Origin of the sequence: Paraburkholderia sp. J10-1, from assembly GCF_905220165.1 — a bacterium.
Classification (GTDB): Bacteria; Pseudomonadota; Gammaproteobacteria; order Burkholderiales; family Burkholderiaceae; genus Paraburkholderia.
The window spans coordinates 370,015-389,591 of sequence record NZ_CAJMYW010000005.1; the positions used below are offsets into that span (position 1 = coordinate 370,015).

Genomic DNA, 19,577 nt, shown 5'->3' on the forward strand with positions numbered 1-19,577 from the left:
CCGATAAAGACTCCCGCGCAGGCTCCCGCATCTGCGAATACACGCGTGGCGCAACTTTCGTTCGCGTTTCCGTTTCTTAAGCGGGGGCAGACAGCGGATGGGAAAGGAATTCCGTTCGCTGACGAGCACGACATTTATCGGCTCCTCGCGGAGCACGAACCTGGCGGCTTCTATCTCGTGAGTCCGAGCGGAATGTGGCATGGCGGCATTCACGTTACGGAGGCCGGTGCCGGGCAATCGCTTGACCTTGACTCAGGGGTACGTTGTATCGCGGACGGAGAGGTAGTGGCTTATCGAATTAATAAGTGGCCGCTTGCAAGTTACCTTCCCATTCCCATGCCGTCGTTTGCGGCGGGCCTCTCAGGCACTCCCGGCAATGCGTTTTACACCTCGAACTACAGCACCGCATTCACACTGGTGCGTCATCAGATGGAGTTTCCCAAAGGCAACTGTCTCACGTTCTACAGCCTCTACATGCATTTGATGGCTCACGGAGAATACGCGAGTACACCGAAACGAAAACTTCCTGCATATTGGCCCAAGGATCTGGACGATTCCGGCTGTGACAAGGTGACGATCACACTTGACTCCCATGGCAAGGGCATCGCTATCAAGGCGGGAGAACTGATCGGGCACCTCGGCTGCTACGACTCGCTGAGATTGCGCACAAGTGGTTCGCGCATGGTACACATCGAAGTGTTCAGTGACGACGGCATCGTGCAGTTTATCGAGCAGGGGCGCAAATGGGTGAATCAACCTGGTCGCACCTCGGAAGACTGGGCAGGTCTGGGGCTAACTGCCAGCCCAACCATTTTGCGCGTGCAGACCCAGACTCCGCTCTTTCAGAACCATACGCTGGCTGGGCAAGGGCAAAATGCGCCAGTTACCGATGTCACGCGGGTCTATTCGCTCGCGGCACTGCAAAAGCGAAAGGACAATCCGTTTACTGAGAAGACAACGGACGCAAGCGCTAAATACAAGGTGAACTGGTGGAAGGTCGATAGCGCTGACACATTGAGAAGATCAATTGAAGGCTGGGTGCGTGAGTTCAATTTTCCCAAGGGTAAGGTCACACGGGAGTTCGCGCAGAGCTGGATAGATTTTCTGCCACTTGACGGTGAGTCGGACCACGCGCACAGCATATTCTCTACCACAGACGAATGGGTGGACTATGCAGGTGGCAGCGACGCGGCAGGTCTGGGTGATCGCACGAAGCTCAGCGAACTTATGACCAAGGTGTACGCCGCGCTCTTTCCCAAGGGTGACGGCAAGCAGGCTGCTGTGGATCTGTGCACGATGTCGAAGCCGGATGGCAACCAGTACCCGTGGCTCATGGAGGCAGCTTCCCGTCTTATCGTCAAACACGAAAGCGAGTGGGCGAACCCGGGCAAGTGGAAAGAACTGATTGTCGCGCTTGAGGAGAAATCAGACAACAAGGCGCAGTACGACTGCGAGCAAGAGCGCATTGACAAGCTGGCCTGGTGGACGGATGTGGCAGCAGGTATCGAGGAGTTCCCGACGTCCGATGTCTACCATTTACATCCTATCGCGTTAGTGGCAAATTTCCTCTCCGATAATTGCACTTGCGCAAACAAGGAAATATCGGTAGAGACAGTTGGCAGGATTACGACTATTGCGTCCAATGCGACTATCAAACGGTTCATTGATGGAATTAACAAATCGTTTGTTGATTATAAATTTGATTCTTGCCTTTCCCGGGCACATTTTCTATCGCAGGCCATAACCGAAAGTGCAGAATTTGCTTATACCAAGGAACAAGGCGATCACCACCCTTACGATCCGTGGCGCGGCCGAGGTCTCATCCAGGTTACTCTCAAAGAAAATTACACTGCATATCAAAAATATTCTGGAATGGATGTTACATCCAGTTCAAATGCAATGGAGAAACTTGAGAAAAATCCTGATGCAGTGCTTTCGGCAGCATGGTTTTTTGCAATTCGTCATAATCTCCTGACCGCTAGTGAGAAGGATGATTTCATTTGGATTACGAGAGTGGTGAATGGTGGATTCAACGGGTACTCAAAAAGATTAAATTACTTTAACAGGGCTGTGGAGGCCATGGAAATAAAAGGATGTTTAAAATTGAACAACAACGGCGTTTATAAATTTGAAGAAAGTGCTGCTTACAACGAAAAAAGAGCTTCATTTGCTTGGGGGCTTTGGAATGACCCATTTTTGAAAAAAGAGGGGATTACGACCAAAACGAATGAAGAAGCTATCAAGGGATATAAAAGATATATTGAGCTGGATGATGCTGCGGGAAGGCCAACTGATGAGAAAGGAAACCCTCTCGATGGCGGTTGGTATTTAATAGGAGAGAAAACAAAAGTTCGAACGTACGCCGAAGGTCGTTTATCTGCATTAGGTGTCGGAAAATGATATTCAAGAATCGTCATCATCGTGGTTTAAGGATCGCGATATTATTAATATTTACATTCCTTCTTGGTTCTCAAGCTAGATCCGCTGGCACTGAATTTTCCATTGTTGGTGTGTTCGAAGGCAATGGAATGCCGAGTCATTTTTTATACCGCCAAACTGAAGGCGGCTTGATGGTGAAGTATCACTCATCATCGCTGAATCAAAACTTCAATTATGCAGTCGCAAAATTTGATGAATGTAGCTCATTATCGTTGTACGTTGTCCCGCATCTACCTCAAATTGTAGTCGATGGAAGTTGTGCGAGCAACGGCGGTCAAATTTTTCAAAATGTCTATCAATGGGATAATATGAAGAGGAATTGGTGTTTAATCAGGGAAATAACCGGTGAAAGGCCGGATGTACCTGCCGGTAAATTAATACCATCCGAGCAGATCGAGAGAGTTTTAAACTGCCCGCTGCTTGGCGAAAGCGGCCCATATACGTATGAATCCCCCGCCGAGGTATCCAAGGATGTCACTACTGAGCTCGCCAGATTCAATCGTGCGCGGGAATCGAAACAGATGCTCCAAAAATTCTTGAATTCATTGTCACCATTTGACGCAAGAGAGTTGGCGCACTACATCACTACGGATAATGTCTCAGATATTAACGACCTCGCCTTCTATCTTACAGATGCAGGACGTGCATTCGACGCACTTCCGGCTCTGTTGACGATTAATCAAGACTTTCCCACGCGGGTTGTTGCCAAGTTAAATCTGGCAGACGCGTATTGGAAAAATGGTTATAAAAACGACGCTAAAATAGCTTACGCTCAATACGTTATTGAAATGACCAACCGTGGACTAGCTTCTAAAATTCCGGAGCGAGCCAGAGTGCGCGCGCGTTGAATATTTCGGTAACTCGCCCGACGAATTCAGGCTGTAGGGATTTTTCAGTCGAAAATTATATCGCAGAGAAATTTCTTTCATCTGAAGTAGAGAACTCGCTTTGAAATGTACCGATGACTAATCTCCTGAAGTTCGTCATGATCTTCCTGATGAGCGGTTCGATATTCGCGAAAAGCAGGTGCTCGGATATTCAAGGAAAACAAGGTTTTCACCCATTAATCTTGACAAATGGAATAGTCTGTTTTGTTCAGGAGCCTGTGCTGAATTCGAATACTGGGGTGCCGATTGGCGAAGACGCAATTTCTCTATATTATATATCTAATGGTAATGCTCCAGTAAAGGCGATGGGGCGAGGCCTTCTCTATGATGAATCGCCTGGTAAAATCGTCGATTCATTTCCGTTGGCTACTGATCAGGATAATAACAGAATAGCCGTGATTCATTCTGTGGATGTGCGCCAGTCTCTTGTAGAGGAAAATTCATCTGGACAATTCTATTCAGTTTCTGTTTTTGTCATAGCCGACAACAACCTTCGCCGTGATGAGCGTGCCTCTGATTGGTTTGGAGCCGACTACAGCTGGATATCTAACAATCGGCGAGTAACATATGTATTTCCTTATCAAACAAAGAAAGATGTTCGACGGGCAGTGGATTCATCATTCGCGTCATTAATGAATGGTGATAAAATTATTAGTGCAAAAGTTAAAAATAAGAGTTATCTCTTTGATTTGCCGAGCATTAAGGATGAAACAAAGAAGTATCTTATAGCGGGAGATAAGGTCACTGTTGACAAGGCCACGGCCGGGTGGTGTCAAATCAGCTATAACGGGGGTAAGAAGGCAGTACAGATGTGGTTGCTATGCAGCGCGCTTGCAGTCGATGCGCGATCAAATTGAGAATCACTGAACGATGCTGTGGACGGCTAGAGACTCACGACAGCCCTTTGATGAGGGAAGGTAGTTGTTAGGTGTTGACAGATGATATTTATTTAACAACACCATTATGTCTTTATGCTATCAAGATCATTTTCTTCTGAATTACTGTTTTTTCTAAAACTGAGGGTGGTAGTATTAAATTTATTGATTTTATTCACAATCTCGATTTTCGTGGTCAAAATTTCTTTTGCAGGCGCGCTAACACAGCCGCCACAAAGTGAAATGACTCTTTGCAGCGAAGGGGAAGACATTTATTTTAATTGTCCACTGAAAGATGGAAAAATCGTTTCCATCTGCGCAAAAGGCAACGTTTCACCGAATCGCGGGTATGTGCGATACAAGTATGGCATTGAAAATGATATTATCGAATACCCTAAAAAAAATCTCCCTCCCGGCGATAATTTTATTTTATCCGATGTTTCTGAGGGAGCTATACATGGATTGCATCTTAAATTTTCCGTCAATAAATATATCTATGTAATTTCGTCCGTTTGGCCTGCTGGGTTATATGTATCAAGAAACAATAAAATTATCTTCGATAAAGAATGTAAAGCTTCGCGCTACAAGAGTTTTTCAAATAAAATTTTTGATGGAATAAATCAAGCAGCACCTTCCAGGGTGGATGTACATTGAGCGAAGTGCTGGACTTGCCTTTCGTTTTTTCAAATATCTCAGTGACGAGTATTGAATGAAGAACTTCGTATATGAAGGTGATGCTACCAGCCACGGCGGTAAGGTGCTGTCTGGATCGGGCAGCATCAAGGTGAAAGGCCGACGGGCGGCGCGTGTAGGAGACCGGGTTTCCTGCCCATTGCACGGGGATAACGAGATCATCGAGGGGAGCAGTCGAGTGAAGGATGGTCAAATCATGCTTTCGCGCGATGGCGATCATACTCGCTGTGGAGCAACGCTCATTTCTTCCGGCTGCGGAGCACGGGTGAGTGACTGATGCCAGTCGATTTCAACCGTATCCCGCCGCGCGTCGCCGTGCCACCTGCGCCGAGGGTATCAGTGGTGCCCTGGGGCCTGCTGCTTGCAATTGTGCTCGCGGCAAGCTTTACGTTCTCTGCTGAACACTGGTCGGCGAACCATCCTGGAGATACCTTGAAATTCGCAATGCGAGCTGGTGCCTATCCATTGCTGGCTTGGGCATTCCTTCTCGCCTTGTGGTTGGCGCACGGCCATGTGCGCAGAAGTCAGGCAATTGCGAAAAATCGCGTGAGCGATGAAGCCGAGATGGCATGCCACAGTTCCGCCAGCGAGCCGATCGCGGTCCTTGGGCAGGCATGGTGTTTTTCCTCAGACGACAACGAGAATTCCGCAGAGGTTTCGCGGCGCGGCACGTTGAAGCTGGCTTCGCGCAACAGTGCATATGCACCCGATAAGGTTGTGCTCGCGCGTTGGATTGATCTGCCAGGTTCACCTTTTTTTCCAGGTAACGCCCTTTCAGAATCTGCGAGGCACCGTGCTGCGGCGAGCTGGATACTCGAAAACCTGATCGCCAAGATCCAGTCTCAACTTCATGATTTTCCGTCAGGCACCCGAATACAGGTATTAGTGCATGGGCAAACGCGGCTCGCAATCAGTGAGCTGGATGTATTGGTCGATGAACAATTGAAAAAGACCGCTCCATCCCTGCGGTTCGATGTTTCGACCACTGACGCTGTGCTTCCGCTTTTCGCGGCGGACGCCTGGCTTGACGGTCGTCGAAACGGCAGCATCATTCTGTTGATTGCCCTTCAGCTCCATGATGCGATCAGTCGTCTCATTTCAGACGGAATAGCGGAAACGGGTGTGGCCCTACTCGTGAGTCCAGTAAAGTTTACGCGGGACGCGTTCCAGTCGTCAGTGCGTTTGCATCGCCCTGCGCAGGGACCTTTCGACAGTGTGAGCGACGTACTCGGCCTTGCGACCCGTTGGGGGCGAACAACACCGGCATGCGTCAGCCCTGTTTGGTCACATGGCGTAGCGATCGAGCAGTTGAACGAGTTTCGTTTGGAGCGTAATTCGGGCGATCGATTGAAAGTTGATGCTCTTGAAGAGTCGGTGGGCAATTGCTCGGGTGCTGGTTCATGGCTCGCGTTGGCAATGGCTGCCGAATGCGCCAACGCAAGCGGTAAAGAGCAGCTCGTGATCTCAGGTGAAGGTAATGGTTTCACAGCCCTTGTATGCAGAACAAAAACATGACTGGTAACGAAAGCAAGAGCGGTTCTGCCGCACCTTTTTACGTCGGACTTGCGTTGACGATTCTTTTTTGGGGAGTCGGTCTCGCGGTTTGGTTCGAAGGACTTGGACAAGGATGGTCTAGCTCAACCAGGATCATTATCGTACTTGTGCTTGTCATCATCTGGTTGGCATTACTTATTTTAATAAAGTTCTTCGAGCTGATTCTCCTACAGATCGCAACGCTGCGTGCTGCGCGCTGGCTTACCCACTATGACGTCAACCACCGTGCCGGTTCGGCTGGACAACAGGCACAAGCCGGCGACGAATCAGTTCCAACGGATTTCGCTGACAGCTTGCGGCAGATGCTCCGCGAACGGCACGGTTTCTTCTGGCGTTACCGGGAGAGTTGGGTGCTCGTCGCTGGGGACCTCCCAATCGTCAAACGCATTGCACCAGGTCTTGCCGAACTAGGTTATGCCTTCACGGGCGACACCATACTGCTGTATGCAAATCAGACCAGCACAACGATTGACACGAGCAGGCTTGATCAGATTCGTCAGCTGCGCCGTCGCCGGCCCGTTGATGCAATCGTTGCAGTGGCGCGCGCCAGCAGTTCCGTTAAGACTGGTTTCGAGGCAGATGCCATTGCCCAGCGCCTCGGGCGCCATGCCCGTGCCCTGCGCTGGGCTGCGCCGGTCTATCTCCTGAACGCCACGGATTTTGAGGGTGACGAATCCATCGAAGACGAACCGATCGGATTCACATGGTCGGCTCCGCGTGTCCATGCCGAAGATCTGGATCACTCGCTGCGAGGTCTCTCACACACGCTCGCGGATGCGGGCGTCGTCCGCCTGACCCGAAATCATCGTGATCGCTATCCGGCGCTTCTTTCCAGGCACATTGACGCGCGTCGCACTGACATCCTGCAGTTTGTCAAGCAGACGGCACAGTCGCGCTACTGGCGCTTTTCGATTCACGGGCTGCTCTTCGCACCGCTCTTCAAGGCGCGCGATGCAGCGGGTGATCCGCGACCGCCCGAAGGCGGCCAGGAGAAACCTGAAGCAAAGGAGCAGCCTGACGAAACTGGAACACCTGAAACCGTTCACCGCACAGTCTGGCAGTTCATCGCTGATCACAGCCGCCATGTTCACGGCCGTCGCGTCGGCTTCTCGTTTTCGACCACGGCCGCGTGGGTCGCGACGGCGGCGGTCGGCATGTGGACTGTCGGCACGATGATCTCAGGGTTCTCGAACCGCGCCACGATCAACACCGCATCGGGCACACTCGAAAAGCTCACGGCCACCACCGACCGCACACAGTCGCTGCAACTCCTTGACAGCCTCGACAAACAGATCGACACGCTCGAGTATCGCCAGCAACACGGCGCACCGTGGATCACCCGCTTTGGGCTCAATCACGACCGCGCGCTGCTCGACGCGCTCTGGCCCGGCTACGACATCGCAGCCTCACGGGTGCTCGTCGCACCGATGCGCGAGAAGCTCGAGGAACGTCTGCGCCAGCTCGCCTCACTCACCGATGCCGAAATCGCCAGTGGCGGCGAAGCCCAGGCCCAGGCAGCCTACGACACACTCAAGACCTACCTGATGCTCGCCCAACCCACGCGTGCGCTCGCGAGTTTCCTCACGCCGCAACTCATCGCAACCGACGTACCGGCGCGCCCGCTGAACGCGCCAATTTCGGCCGGCACCTGGCAGGATCTGCGCGAGCACACGATCACATTCTTCGCCAATCACATCGGACACCCGGTGAGCGCAGGCGCGGCGCTTGCAATCACACCTGACGTGGGACTCGTTGCTAGTGCGCGGCAAACGGTGATCGGCGTGCGCGGTATCCAGAACTCGACCGATACCCTTTACCAGCAGATCATCGCCGAGGCGCAGTCCAAATATCCGCCCGTCACGCTGGCGACGCTCCTGGGCGATACCACGAGCCGCGGCCTCTTCACCACTTCAGCAACGATCCCTGGTGTGTTCACGCGTGCCGCATGGGACGAGCGCATCTCGAAGGCCATCGACGACGCAAGCGGACAACGCGAGGTGGCCGGTGACTGGGTGCTCTCTGATGTGCAGGCAAACAACGCGGCACCCTCAGCACTGCGCGATGCGCTGCGTCAGCGCTATTTTGACGACTACCTGCGTGCGTGGGCGGTGTTTCTCAACAGCATGCGCTGGCAGAGCGCACCAAGCCTGACGGGCACCGTCGACCAGCTCACATTGCTGGGCGATCCGCAACGCTCGCCGCTCGTCGCCTTGATGAACGTGATTGCCTACCAGGCCGAGGCGGGTGCGAGTTCGCAGTCGCTTTCCGACACGCTCATCAGCAAGGCACAGCAGCTTGTGGGCGGCGGCGAGAAAGATCCCTCGAAACAGCCACAGGCGCAGGCACCGGTTGCGCCGCTGGCTGCGGGCTTCGGCCCGATTCTCAGGCTCACGGGTAGCGATCTCGTGAGCGGCGCGCCAGCGGCAACAGGCAAGGATGCGGCGAGGCTCGCTGCAACCAGCGATCTGAGCCTCGCGCGCTATCTCGAGCGCGTCACCGCCATGCGCCTGAAGGCACAGCAGATTGCCTCGAGCCCCGACGCAGAGGCCATGTCGCGCCAGGCGGCTCAGGCGGTGCTGCAGGGGCGCCCATCGGACATCGCAGACAGCCGCGAGTACGCGAGCCGCCTGGCGGCAAGCCTGGGCGAACAATGGGCCGGATTTGGCGAGCTATTTCGCGCGCCGCTCGACCAGAACTGGCGTGTCGTCGTTCAGCCGGCCGCGGCAAGCCTCAATGACATCTGGCGCCGCTCGATCGTCGCCGACTGGAACCGTTCGTTTGGCGGCCGGTATCCGTTCTTTGATTCCGACAACGAGGCCTCGCTGCCTGAGATGGCGCGCATCATGCGACCCGACAACGGCGTGATCACGCAGTTCGTCACGACGCAGCTCGCGGGCGTCGTCGAGCGCCAGGGGGATCGCTGGGTGGCAGTGCAGGGCGCCAACCGCGGCTCGCTCACGCTCGATCCCGCGTTCCTTGACGGGTTGAACCGGCTCACGCGTGTCGCAAACGTATTGTTCCCCACCGGCGACGCCCATCTGCGCTTCGAGCTGCGTGGTGTACCGACACCGGGCATCACGGATATGCGCATCGTTCTTTCGGGCAACGAACTGCACTATTTCAACCAGCGTGAAGAGTGGCAGCCGTTCGAGTGGCCGGGGCAGTCGCTGGAAAACATCTCGCATATTGAGTGGCAGACGGCCGAGGGCGGACTGCGTTCGGCGTTCGACGCGCAGGGCCGCTTTGGTCTTATCCGTCTGCTGGAGCGCGCACAGGCCGAACAGCAGGATAGCGCGCGCTGGCTGCTAACCTGGAAGCCCGATGCAAGCCAGGCGGTCCCGCTGCGCATCCTGATGCGCAGTGAGGCGGGCACCGGACCACTCGACGTGCTCAAGCTGCGCCACTTCACGCTGCCGGAGCGGATTTTTATCAGCGCGTCGCCCTCATCCGGAACGGCAATGACAGGCGCAAGTCCGCCGCCGTTGCCGGCAGCGGCAATCGCAGCGGGCAAGCGTGCGGCGACGCCGCTGCCGGGCGGCGCGGCGCCGGAGGACGAATGAAGCTCGGAGACATTTTCAGAAGTCTCTTTCCCTCGCGCGACGTGGAGCAGGTCGCACGCGAGCGCCTTGATGCCTGGGCGGACTGGCTCCAGCCGCTTGCCGGCGAAACCGGCGTGGGACGTGACCCGGGCTACGAGGACACGTTTTTCCACCTCAGGGACGAGGCGGCAAAACTGTCGGATATCGACGATGCGCTCATCGTCGCGTCCTGTGAGCGCCTCACGAAGGAGACCGGCAAGGATCTGCGTGTGGCGGCCTACTACGCGCAGGCAAGGCTGCGTCAGGACGGGCCGGCGGGTTTTGCCGACGGACTCGAGCTGGCCGCCGCGCTTGCCGACCGCTTCGGTGAATCTGTCATGCCAGCGCGCCCGGAGGCAAAGAAGGGTGCGCTCGAAATGCTGGCCACCACGCGCATGGTGGATCTGCTCGAGCGCCGCGGTGAGTTTTCGTCGGGAGACCTGGAGCGGGCGATCGCGGCACTCGACCTGCTCGTCGCGCGTACGCAGGCGTGGCCGGAGGCGGCACGTCCTGATCTGCAGCCGCTTGTCTCGCGATTCCAGCGCAACGAGGAGCACGTCGCGACGTCGACTCAGGTGTCGCCATCTCCGTCCGTTTCTGTGCCGGCAACCGCCCCGCTGGGCGCCATTGCGTCCACGCGCGATCTTCTCGAGCAGGCGCGCGTCATGGCCACCTGGCTGCGCGACCAGGAGAACGGCTATCTGCCGTCGGTGCGGCTTGTGCGCAGCGTCCGATGGGACACGCTACACGAGGTGCCACCGGCCGACGCCGCTTCACGTACACGCCTGGTTCCGCCACGTGCCGAACTGCGCCAGCAGATGACACGGCTCATGCTGCAGAAACAGTGGACCGAACTGCTCGAGCGCGTCGAGGGCGCGTTCATGGAGGGCGTCAATCATCTCTGGTTCGACCTTCAGTATTTCCAGCATATGGCGCTGGACCAGCTTGGCGCGCCGTATGAGACGTGGCGCGAACAGCTGCGCGCGGACTTTGCGCTTTTCCTCGAAAGACTGCCGGGTATCGAACGCCTCGCCTTCAACGACGGCACCGCGTACGCCGACGACAACACGCTCGAATGGATCGCGCGGCACGCGGTCGTGCGGGACCTGGAGGCGGGGGAGACACTCGCTCCGCTTCCTGTGTCGGCCGCAGCTGACGACGGCTCCGCCGGCGACTGGCCGGAGATCGAAGCGCAGGCGAAGGACATGAACGCACGCGAAGGCGTGGAGGCAGCGTTCGCATGGCTGGAGGCACTTCCTGGCATGAAGGGCGAGCGCCACCGTTATCTGCAACGCCTCATCATGGCGCGCCTGGCGGAGCACGCCGGTCGGGCTGACATGGCCTGTGCGCTGCTCATCGAACTCGACGCGATGGCGCATCAGTTGCCGCTTGCGCGCTGGGAGCCGGCACTCATCTTCGAGATCAAGCAACAGCTCATGCGTGTACTCAAATCACTGGCGAGCCGCAAGGACGCCGACAAGGTGACGCTGGCGAATCGCGCCAGCGCGTTGCAGGCAGAACTGGTCGTGCTTGATCCGGCTCGCGCGCTGACGTTGTGACAGAAATGAAAAAATACGGCCTTGCTCTGAGCGCTATTGCGATCATCATCGGGATTGGACTGTACGTATATACGATCTTTTTTGCATCGAACGGTGAGTTCTGTCTTTTCGCGACGAAAACATATGACTCGATCGAGAAGGAATGGAAAGCAAAAAATCTCTGGATTGCCTTGCGAACGTCTGAAACCAAAGACGAATGCAACAAGCAATCGAATGAGGTTATTCGAAGCATGCTCAAAGACTTCAAAGATCGATGTGCAAGTGGTCAGAATCTTGAAGAGTGGATGACACCGTTCGAATGCAAAGAGCTTTTGAAGAAGCAGCGCATGGTGACTATTTTTGACGTTACGACGTGGGAACCCGCTAACCAAAAGTTCGATTCGTGCATGAGGCAGCACGGTTTCAACAAGGTCCCGTCACCCAAAGTGCGGGCCTGCAACGACATTGGCGGCTTTTAACGCAAGACGCAAGAGATGACTCAAATACTCATGAAAGACGACGATCCCATCCTGCGGTACTTCGAGGAAGAAATGCGCTACCTGCGCGAATCCGGCAAGGAGTTCGCCCGCGCGCACCCCGACCGCGCGCGCCTGCTGAACCTCGATCGCGTCGGTGACCGTGATCCCTATGTCGAACGGCTTCACGAAGGGTTCGCCTTCCTGACCGGACGACTGCGGCAGAAGCTTGACGACGAATTTCCCGAACTGACGGAGGGCCTGGTCAGCCTGCTCTGGCCACACTACCTGCGTATGATTCCGTCGCTTTCTGTGGTCGAGCTTGTGCCACTCGCCGAAAAGCTCGAGAAGACGGAAGTTCTGCCCGCGGGTGTGCCGGTGCGCTCCGCGCCGATCGCCGTGCCGTCGCCAACCGGTACCGAAAGCGCGACCCCGCGCACGATCCAGTGCCTCTACCGCACCACGCAGCCCGTGACGCTGCAACCGCTCAACCTCACACAGGCGGCCCCAGGCGTGCGGCACGATGGCCGCTCGGTGATCCGGCTGGCCTTCGCGCTCCACGGCTCCGCCCGCCGCAAGGAGACCGATCTCTCGCGTGTGCGCCTCCACCTCAGCGCCGATCTGCCAACGGCGTTCGCGATGCATCTGGCGCTCACGCGTCAGGTCGACTCGATCGGCTGGCGGATTCCAGAGTTGCGCAACGGCGAACTGCTGCCGCTGCGCGAGGTGAAAATAGAATCCGCCGGTTTCTCAACTGAGGAACGCCTGTGGCCGAAACCCGATGAGGCGTTTTCGGGCTACCAGTTGCTCCTCGAATACTTCACGTTCCGCGAGAAGTTTCTCTTCGTCGATCTTGTCGGTCTCGACATCGAAAAAATTCCGCCTGGGTCGACCCGCTTCGAGCTGGAGATCGTGCTCAGCGAGATGTACCCGGGTGACCAGCGCTTTACGACGGAAAACATCCGGCTGTACTGCACGCCTGTCATCAACCTGTTCGAGGTCGATGCCGAGCCGGTGACGATCGACCACCACCAGACAGAATATCGGGTCGTGCCGGCCGGGCAGGGGAACAACAACATCGAAACGTATTCGGTGGACAAGGTTTCGGCGTTCGATCACCTCGACGCCAACCGCTACGAGTATGTCCCGTTCGCGACGTTTCGGCATCGTGGCGGCATGCTGCGACATGAGGCGCCCGAGCGATACTTCCATACGCGGGTACGTGCCGGGGTGTCGGGGCTGCACGAGACCTGGCTCGTGCTCGGTGGCCATGCATGGGATACGCTGGAAAACCTGCCGGAGGAAAGTCTCTCGCTGCAGATGACCGCGACCAATGGCATGCTGCCGCGCAAGGGCCTGCGTGAGGCAAGCATCTGCGAACTTGCCGAAAGCACACCAGATGTTGCGGGCGTGCGCAACCTGGTCGCTCCCACACTGCCGCTTTACCCGCCGACCGGCGACCGCTTCCAGTGGCGGGTGCTCTCGCACCTTGCTCCTAATTTCCTCTCGCTGATGAACGCCGAAGTGCTGCGCGGTGCGCTTGCCCTCTACGACTGGACCAACGACGAGCTGAACCGCCGACGCCTTGCGGGCATCCTGTGGGTCTCACAGGAGCTGCTCGAGGAGGTGTCGGGCGGCTCAGTCGAGCGCGGCGTGCTAATCGAGGTGACGCTCGACTCCCACGCGTTCGCGGGTGAGGGCGACGTCATGTTATTTGGCGAGATGCTGCACCGGTTTTTCGAGCTGTACGCGGAGATCAACCTGTTCACGAAACTGTCGATCGTCAGTCTCCCATCGCAAACGCGTACGACATGGCCTCGCAGCAAGACACACAGGGCTGCGCTATGAAGCCGCGCGACGTACCTGATCTCGAGCCGCTTGTCGCGGCGCTGCTTGCCCGCGCGCCACAGATGAGCTTCATGCAGCTCTGCAGGCTACTGGAACACAGCGCGCCAGATCACTCTGGCTTCGGCACGCAGGACACCCCGGCCGGTGAACCTGTGCGGTTCCGGCCGCGGCCGCGCATGGGTTTTCCGGCGGGCGAAATCGCTGCGGTGGAGTTCGATGACGAACGGCCTGATGCACCGCCCACCGTACGTACGACGTTCATGGGTCTTTATGGCGTCGATGCGGCGATGCCGCCGCATTTCGTGGACGACATCGCGTTGCGCGAAGAAGGGCACGAGGCGCTTGAAGCGTTTCTCGATCAGTTCAATCACCGCAATGTCACGCTGCTTTACCGCGTGTGGAAGAAGTATCGCTATCCGGAGAGCTTCCGCGCCGGTGGCATCGACGATCATTCCCGTAACCTGCTCTGTCTCGGGGGCTTCGGTTGGGGCGGGAAGCCGGCGCGTGCCGGACTCCCAGATTCACGCATGCTCGCGCTGCTCGGCTTGCTGATCCAGCGTACGCGAACGGCAGAGGGCCTCGCCGGTGTGATCGCACTGGCCGCACCCGGCGTCGGAGTACGCGTCGAGGAGTTTCACGCTGCATATGCCAACACCGGCGCCCCGCGGCCACTCACCGCAAAGCCAGCAGCTCAACCGGTGCAGGCCGCACGCCGCGGGTTGGGCGCCGGATATGTGCTCGGCAAGCGCCTCGCATACCGTAGCCGCGCCGTACGTGTGACACTGCGCCCCGCCGACGCGCAGCAGGCTCACGATCTCTTGCCGGGTGCGTGGCTGCACCGGGAGGTGAAGGCCTTTGTACAGCTCTATATCGGCGAGAAGGCTGACGTGCACCTGCGTATGGAGCTGTCCACCCGGCTTGTGCCGGAACCGGCCATTGCTGCTGTGCATGCAGACGCCCCTCCGCGCCTCGGCTGGACAACGGTCCTCCCCGCTGAAGAGGACCGCCTGATTACCATTGCGCTCGGCGTCCACGAAGCGATTCCTGCGCCTGCGCCCAATCCGTATCTGACTCCCCAACATGTCTGAAACCAACTCCTGGACTCAACGGTGTCTTGCTGCCGTTCTCGCCCTTGCTGCGCCGACCCTCCTGCTTTCGGGCTGTGGCGCCTGGCAGACCATTTCCGATACCACGTCAAATGCATTCCATGCGGTGTTTTATCGTCAGGTCAAGGTCCTCAATGTTGATCTGACGGCACGCGGAGCCGTCAATCCCGACGACGCCGGGAAGGCCAACTCGGTCGCCGTGCGTGTCTACCAGCTCAGGGAGCGTAAGGGATTCGACGGCGCATCTTACGACGATCTGCTCAGGCGAGATCAGACGGTACTCGCGCAGGATCTCAATGCAAGCATGGCGGCAGTCGTAAATCCGGGCGCATCGTCGAGCCTCTCGGAGCCGATGAATAAAGACACGAAGTACGTGGCGGTCGTGGCGTTCTACCGGCAGCCTGGTACGGACGGCGCGTGGAAACGTGTGATCGAGACGAAGAAGCTGGATCCTGAAAAACCGCTGGCGCTTGAGCTTGTTGCCAGCCGGGTGCAGTCACCGGGCGAGGGTAGTGGTGGAAAGACCGAGAAATAGGGTGGCTTCCGTCTCTGGCAATTGCTTACGATGTTCCGGGCAACGCAGATTGAGGGCTAGGCGGTGAGCTCCGCGGCCACCTCCGGGAGGAACGTGGCAAGGCAAACCCATGCACCGCAAGCCGAGCTATCCAAGCCTCGGCCCGCGCACGGTCACGCCCTCAATGCTTGAGGCACGTATCCGCATTCTTCCACGTACACGTATCCAGCCCAGTGTGAATAATCGGCTTCACCGTCTTCCCTTCCGCCAGATCGCGCATCACCATCGCCGCTTGATAGCCCATTTCCTCAGGCCGCTGCCCAACCAGCACATTGACCTTGTGTTCCTTGAGCGCCTGCAACTCAGGCCCAAGCGTATCGGCTGAAACGATCACGAACTGGCCGCTGTTGATCTTGTCCATGATCGGCGCGACAACCTGCGAATACGCCTCAGGCGCAAAGAGCGGCCAGCCGCCCTCGAGCACGAACGCCTGGAGACTGGTGGCGTTCGCCGTGAGCGTGTCCTGCATCATCTGGTTCGCTTTCGCGGCGTCGTCGTTCACGTAAAGCGGGCAGGCGCTGATCTCATGCCAGTTGTTCTCGCCAGCAAGCTTCTTGATGCCCTTCTTGCCAGAAAGCACATCGCGTGTCCCCTGGGCGCGCTGGTTGATATTCTCGGCCGCCGGGTTGCCCATCACGAGGCAGATGTTGCCGCCCTTGGGCATGAGCATCTTCAACTGCTCGCCGAGCTTCACGCCCAGTTCGTAGTTGTCGGTGCCCACATACGCCTTGCGCAGCGACTGGTCCTTCGGCAGCAGATCGGCGTCGGCGGTGATGATCGGGATCTTCGCGTTGCGGCGGCGGATCACTTCGGCAATGGCCGGCGCATTCGACGGTGAAATCGCAATCGCGGCCACACCCTTGGTCAGCAGGTCGTCGACGATCTGCACTTCCGCGCTTTCGTCCGCTGCAGTCGCGGGCCCGGTGTAGTAGCAGTTGTAGCCCTGTTTGCTGAGCTCCTTGTTCGCCCGATCGCAGCCCTGGTGCATGAGGTCGAAGTACGGATTGTCGAGGCCCTTCACGACCAGCGCGAGGGTCTTGTCGGCTGCGTAGGCGGAAGAGGCCAGCATGGCGAGCCCTCCGATCGCAGCGAGATACTTCCACGCTTTCTTCATGGTTTCCTCCTGTTCGGCGCCGGTTGTGCGGCGCGCGTGTCTCGTACAGTCTTCGTCATCGGAAGGAAAGCCCGCGCCCGTGCCTTGGGCTTCCTGCGGAACCTTGCGTTATGTGTGATGGCTGGCGTCCGGCGGTTCCGCGTGCAGTCCGGCCGCGCCTCCCTGAAACGGTTCAGTCTCCTTGCCGCTCGCCGCCGAGCCGGTTGAACAGCACCGCGATGATGATGAAGCCGCCCACCACAGTGCCCTGCCAGAACGAGTCGACGCCGAGCAGGATCAGGCTGTTGCGGATCACTTCGATGAGCGCGGCGCCGACTATCGTGCCGAATGCGCTGCCCACGCCCCCCGCGAGATTGGTGCCGCCGATCACCGTGGCGGCGATTACGCGCAGTTCGTCGCCGGTGCCAAGGCCGGTGGTGACCGCGCCGAGCCAGCCCACTTCCAGAATGGCCGCGACGCCCGCCATCAGGCCGCCGAGCACATAGACCGAACAGATCACGCGCCGCACCGGCACGCCGGTGAGATTCGCCGCATGACGATTGCCGCCGACCGCGAACACATAGCGGCCCCAGCGCGTGAAGGCGAAGGCGAACCAGAACAGCACGCCGAGGACGATCAGGAACCACACGGGATTGGCCACGCCGAGTGTCTTGCCGCCGCCGAGCACGAGGAGCTTGTGGCCGTCGGGTCCGAATTCGAAGATGGTGCGGCTGCCGGAGATCACGAGCGCGAGGCTGCGGCCCACGCTCAGCATCCCTAACGTTACGACAAAAGGCTGCATGTTGAGATACGCAATGAGCAGGCCGTTCACGAGGCCGACCAGGCCCGCGGTGAGCAGGCCGAGGCCAATGCCGGCCCAGATCGGATAGCCCGCGTTCATGGTGACCGAAAGCACGATGCCGCTCAGGCCAATCGTCGAGCCGACCGAAATATCGATGCCGCCCGTGATGATGATGGCCATCATCCCGAGCGCGACGATGGCGACGAAGGCGAAGTTGCGCGTGACGTTGAAGAGATTCTGCTGCGTGGCGAACGTCGAAGTGACGAACGAGAGCAGGACACAGGCAATCAGCGTAGCGAGCACGACCCAGAACACCTGGCTCGCGATCAGTCCACTCCAGCGAGTGTGGGTCTTCGCGGATTGGGGATCGTCAAGCACTGTTGGCATCGCGTTTGGCCTTTGCGGCGCATCGTTCAATTTCAGGTCTCCTGTCGGTCGCACCTGGCGCTTCAGCGCTTGGTGCGGCCCCATGCAACGCAGTCGCGCGGGTCGGCTTCAGGCGGCGGCAATGGCTCCGGTAATCAGGCCGGTGACTTCCTCCGGCGAAGACGCGGCGGTCTGTTTATCCGCCACCTTGCGCCCGCGCCGCATGACAACCACGCGATGGGCGACCTCGAAAACGTCGGGCATGCGGTGACTGATGAGAATGACGGCAATGCCGTGCTCGGACAGGCGTTTGATGAGGTCGAGCACCTGCGCCACCTGGCGCACGCTGATCGCAGCCGTGGGTTCGTCCATGAGCACGAGCCGCGCGTCGGACAGACGCGTGCGCGCAATCGCCACGGCCTGCCGCTGGCCGCCCGACATCTGCCGGACGAGATCGCGCGGGCGCGTTTCGGACTTCAGTTCCTTGAAAAGCTCGGCGGCGCGCCGGTACATGGCCGCGTGATCGAGCACGCGAAAGGGCCAGATGCCGAGGCGCGGCTCGCGGCCGAGAAAGACATTGGCCGCCGCAGTGAGGTTGTCGCAGAGGGCAAGGTCCTGATACACGACCTCGATGCCCTTTGCGCGGGCGTCCACGGGCCGGTTGAAATGAACGGGCTTGCCGTCGATGAGCACTTCGCCATGGGAGGGCGGGAAGTTGCCGGCGATGACTTTCACCAGCGTCGATTTTCCGGCCCCGTTGTCGCCCATCAGTCCGACCACCTGGCCGGGTTCCAGGCTCAGCGTCACGTCGGTCAGCGCTTGAATGGCGCCGAAGTGCCTGGAAACGCCTCTGAGTTCAAGAAGACTCATGGACTGTCGCGCTCGCGCTTGTGAAGCCGCTCGCTGCAGTGTCCAGGGCGGCCGGGAGACATGCTGACTAGCCTGTTTTTTAGAGCACGATGGGGCTTTTAGCAAGACTATTTCATCAGCCGGTCCTGCGGCGCCTCTAAAAGGGCGCCGATGAGATAAAATTGCGTTTTCGCCGAAAAACTCCGCCAGACGGACCTGGCGCGCGTTAGTCTCAGGCTTCCAGCGGCATCGCACTCGTCCCCTTGAGTTCGTCGAGACAGACGATCGACTGCACGCTGTTCACGCCGGGCGCGCGCATCAGCGTATCGAGCAGGAATTCGGATAGCGCCTTCAGATCGCGCGCCACCACCTTCAGCACGTAGTCGATATCGCCAGTCACGGAGTAGCACTCCTGCACTTGCGGCAACGTTGCGACGAGCTCCTTGAACTTCATGAGCTCGCGCATGTGCCCGCGTTCCATCGTTACCTGAATGAAGGCGACCACGCCGAAGCCGAGCGCCTGCGCGTCCAGACGCGTCTCGTAGCGCCGGATCACGCCGAGTTCTTCGAGGCGCCGGTGACGGCGCAGCGTCTGCGCGGGCGAGAGCTTGATCGCGGCCGCGAGTTCGAGGTTCGAGGCGCGGCCGTGTTCCTGCAGTGCGGCGAGCAGCCGCATGTCGATCGTATCGAGCGCGAGATTTTGCATTTATCTTGCGTGAGATGGGTTTAAGGCGAGAGGGAATTGTATCAATCAGGGTTTGCCTGCGTACGAGATGAAATCATATTTTTCCGCGCCAACTATACACTGGGCGCACCCGATCGGGCTGGCGGCCCATACCGCCAAGCCTGGCAGCACGGCAACGCAGAACGTTGCGTGTGCAATTTTATTTCGTGGAGCG

16 protein-coding genes are annotated in these 19,577 nt (G+C 58.1%); 12 read left to right on the top strand and 4 right to left on the bottom strand.

Annotated elements, in window-relative coordinates; translation table 11 throughout:
• Positions 1-45 precede the first annotated feature (45 nt).
• The 12 genes from U5A65_RS19070 (at position 46) to tssJ (ending at position 15,529) form a co-directional block, all read left to right on the top strand.
• On the top strand, positions 46-2,400 hold the full coding sequence (locus tag U5A65_RS19070) for a hypothetical protein (protein WP_321946975.1): 2,355 nt from the start codon (positions 46-48) through the stop codon (positions 2,398-2,400).
• A complete protein-coding gene (locus U5A65_RS19075) occupies positions 2,397-3,287 on the top strand; it encodes a hypothetical protein (protein ID WP_321946976.1) in 891 nt (296 codons plus the stop codon). The genes U5A65_RS19070 and U5A65_RS19075 overlap by 4 nt, the downstream gene beginning before the upstream one ends.
• A 137-nt stretch (positions 3,288-3,424) precedes the next feature.
• Positions 3,425-4,183, top strand: coding sequence for a hypothetical protein (locus U5A65_RS19080; RefSeq protein WP_321946977.1), 759 nt, complete (start codon positions 3,425-3,427; stop codon positions 4,181-4,183).
• Between the two features lie 210 nt (positions 4,184-4,393).
• The gene (locus tag U5A65_RS19085; protein ID WP_321946978.1) at positions 4,394-4,855 is read left to right on the top strand and encodes a hypothetical protein; all 462 of its coding nucleotides are present in this window, start codon (positions 4,394-4,396) and stop codon (positions 4,853-4,855) included.
• Between the two features lie 55 nt (positions 4,856-4,910).
• Entirely contained in the window at positions 4,911-5,171 is a 261-nt protein-coding gene (locus U5A65_RS19090) for a PAAR domain-containing protein (protein ID WP_321946979.1), read from the top strand.
• A complete protein-coding gene (locus U5A65_RS19095; RefSeq protein WP_321946980.1) occupies positions 5,171-6,409 on the top strand; it encodes a hypothetical protein in 1,239 nt (412 codons plus the stop codon). The genes U5A65_RS19090 and U5A65_RS19095 overlap by 1 nt, the downstream gene beginning before the upstream one ends.
• Entirely contained in the window at positions 6,406-10,008 is a 3,603-nt protein-coding gene (locus tag U5A65_RS19100) for an ImcF-related family protein (protein ID WP_321946981.1), read from the top strand. Before U5A65_RS19095 ends, U5A65_RS19100 begins: the two co-directional genes overlap by 4 nt.
• Positions 10,005-11,585 carry a type VI secretion system protein TssA gene (tssA, locus tag U5A65_RS19105; protein WP_321946982.1) on the top strand — a complete coding sequence of 527 codons (1,581 nt, stop codon included), beginning with the start codon at positions 10,005-10,007 and terminating at the stop codon, positions 11,583-11,585. The genes U5A65_RS19100 and tssA overlap by 4 nt, the downstream gene beginning before the upstream one ends.
• Positions 11,586-11,590: 5 nt before the next feature.
• Positions 11,591-12,043, top strand: a complete 453-nt coding sequence (locus tag U5A65_RS19110) for a hypothetical protein (protein WP_321946983.1) — start codon at positions 11,591-11,593, stop codon at positions 12,041-12,043.
• Positions 12,044-12,073: 30 nt separating this feature from the next.
• The gene (gene tssF / locus U5A65_RS19115) at positions 12,074-13,888 is read left to right on the top strand and encodes a type VI secretion system baseplate subunit TssF (RefSeq protein WP_321947028.1); all 1,815 of its coding nucleotides are present in this window, start codon (positions 12,074-12,076) and stop codon (positions 13,886-13,888) included.
• Positions 13,885-14,976, top strand: a complete 1,092-nt coding sequence (tssG, locus tag U5A65_RS19120) for a type VI secretion system baseplate subunit TssG (protein WP_321946984.1) — start codon at positions 13,885-13,887, stop codon at positions 14,974-14,976. Before tssF ends, tssG begins: the two co-directional genes overlap by 4 nt.
• On the top strand, positions 14,969-15,529 hold the full coding sequence (tssJ, locus tag U5A65_RS19125) for a type VI secretion system lipoprotein TssJ (protein ID WP_321946985.1): 561 nt from the start codon (positions 14,969-14,971) through the stop codon (positions 15,527-15,529). The genes tssG and tssJ overlap by 8 nt, the downstream gene beginning before the upstream one ends.
• 160 nt (positions 15,530-15,689) lie before the next feature.
• Here tssJ and U5A65_RS19130 read toward each other — a convergent pair whose 3' ends face one another.
• From U5A65_RS19130 to U5A65_RS19145, 4 genes are all read right to left on the bottom strand, one after another.
• Entirely contained in the window at positions 15,690-16,682 is a 993-nt protein-coding gene (locus tag U5A65_RS19130; RefSeq protein WP_321946986.1) for a sugar-binding protein, read from the bottom strand.
• A gap of 172 nt (positions 16,683-16,854) precedes the next feature.
• Positions 16,855-17,850: an ABC transporter permease gene (locus U5A65_RS19135; RefSeq protein ID WP_321908717.1), complete on the bottom strand. Its 996-nt coding sequence runs from the start codon at positions 17,848-17,850 to the stop codon at positions 16,855-16,857.
• Between the two features lie 108 nt (positions 17,851-17,958).
• On the bottom strand, positions 17,959-18,699 hold the full coding sequence (locus U5A65_RS19140; protein ID WP_321908714.1) for an ATP-binding cassette domain-containing protein: 741 nt from the start codon (positions 18,697-18,699) through the stop codon (positions 17,959-17,961).
• Positions 18,700-18,910: 211 nt separating this feature from the next.
• Positions 18,911-19,384, bottom strand: a complete 474-nt coding sequence (locus U5A65_RS19145) for an Lrp/AsnC family transcriptional regulator (RefSeq protein WP_158757692.1) — start codon at positions 19,382-19,384, stop codon at positions 18,911-18,913.
• Between the last annotated feature and the right edge of the window lie 193 nt (positions 19,385-19,577).

Excerpts from the sequence above, each read along its gene's own strand:
- tssF (WP_321947028.1), top strand. The coding sequence starts at position 12,074 with ATGAAAGACGACGATCCCATCCTGCGGTACTTCGAGGAAGAAATGCGC.
- U5A65_RS19080 (WP_321946977.1), top strand. The coding sequence starts at position 3,425 with ATGATCTTCCTGATGAGCGGTTCGATATTCGCGAAAAGCAGGTGCTCG.
- U5A65_RS19140 (WP_321908714.1), bottom strand. The coding sequence starts at position 18,699 with ATGAGTCTTCTTGAACTCAGAGGCGTTTCCAGGCACTTCGGCGCCATT.
- U5A65_RS19135 (WP_321908717.1), bottom strand. The coding sequence starts at position 17,850 with ATGCCAACAGTGCTTGACGATCCCCAATCCGCGAAGACCCACACTCGC.
- U5A65_RS19090 (WP_321946979.1), top strand. The coding sequence starts at position 4,911 with ATGAAGAACTTCGTATATGAAGGTGATGCTACCAGCCACGGCGGTAAG.
- tssA (WP_321946982.1), top strand. The coding sequence starts at position 10,005 with ATGAAGCTCGGAGACATTTTCAGAAGTCTCTTTCCCTCGCGCGACGTG.
- U5A65_RS19095 (WP_321946980.1), top strand. The coding sequence starts at position 5,171 with ATGCCAGTCGATTTCAACCGTATCCCGCCGCGCGTCGCCGTGCCACCT.
- U5A65_RS19110 (WP_321946983.1), top strand. The coding sequence starts at position 11,591 with ATGAAAAAATACGGCCTTGCTCTGAGCGCTATTGCGATCATCATCGGG.
- tssJ (WP_321946985.1), top strand. The coding sequence starts at position 14,969 with ATGTCTGAAACCAACTCCTGGACTCAACGGTGTCTTGCTGCCGTTCTC.
- U5A65_RS19100 (WP_321946981.1), top strand. The coding sequence starts at position 6,406 with ATGACTGGTAACGAAAGCAAGAGCGGTTCTGCCGCACCTTTTTACGTC.
- U5A65_RS19075 (WP_321946976.1), top strand. The coding sequence starts at position 2,397 with ATGATATTCAAGAATCGTCATCATCGTGGTTTAAGGATCGCGATATTA.
- tssG (WP_321946984.1), top strand. The coding sequence starts at position 13,885 with ATGAAGCCGCGCGACGTACCTGATCTCGAGCCGCTTGTCGCGGCGCTG.
- U5A65_RS19130 (WP_321946986.1), bottom strand. The coding sequence starts at position 16,682 with ATGAAGAAAGCGTGGAAGTATCTCGCTGCGATCGGAGGGCTCGCCATG.
- U5A65_RS19145 (WP_158757692.1), bottom strand. The coding sequence starts at position 19,384 with ATGCAAAATCTCGCGCTCGATACGATCGACATGCGGCTGCTCGCCGCA.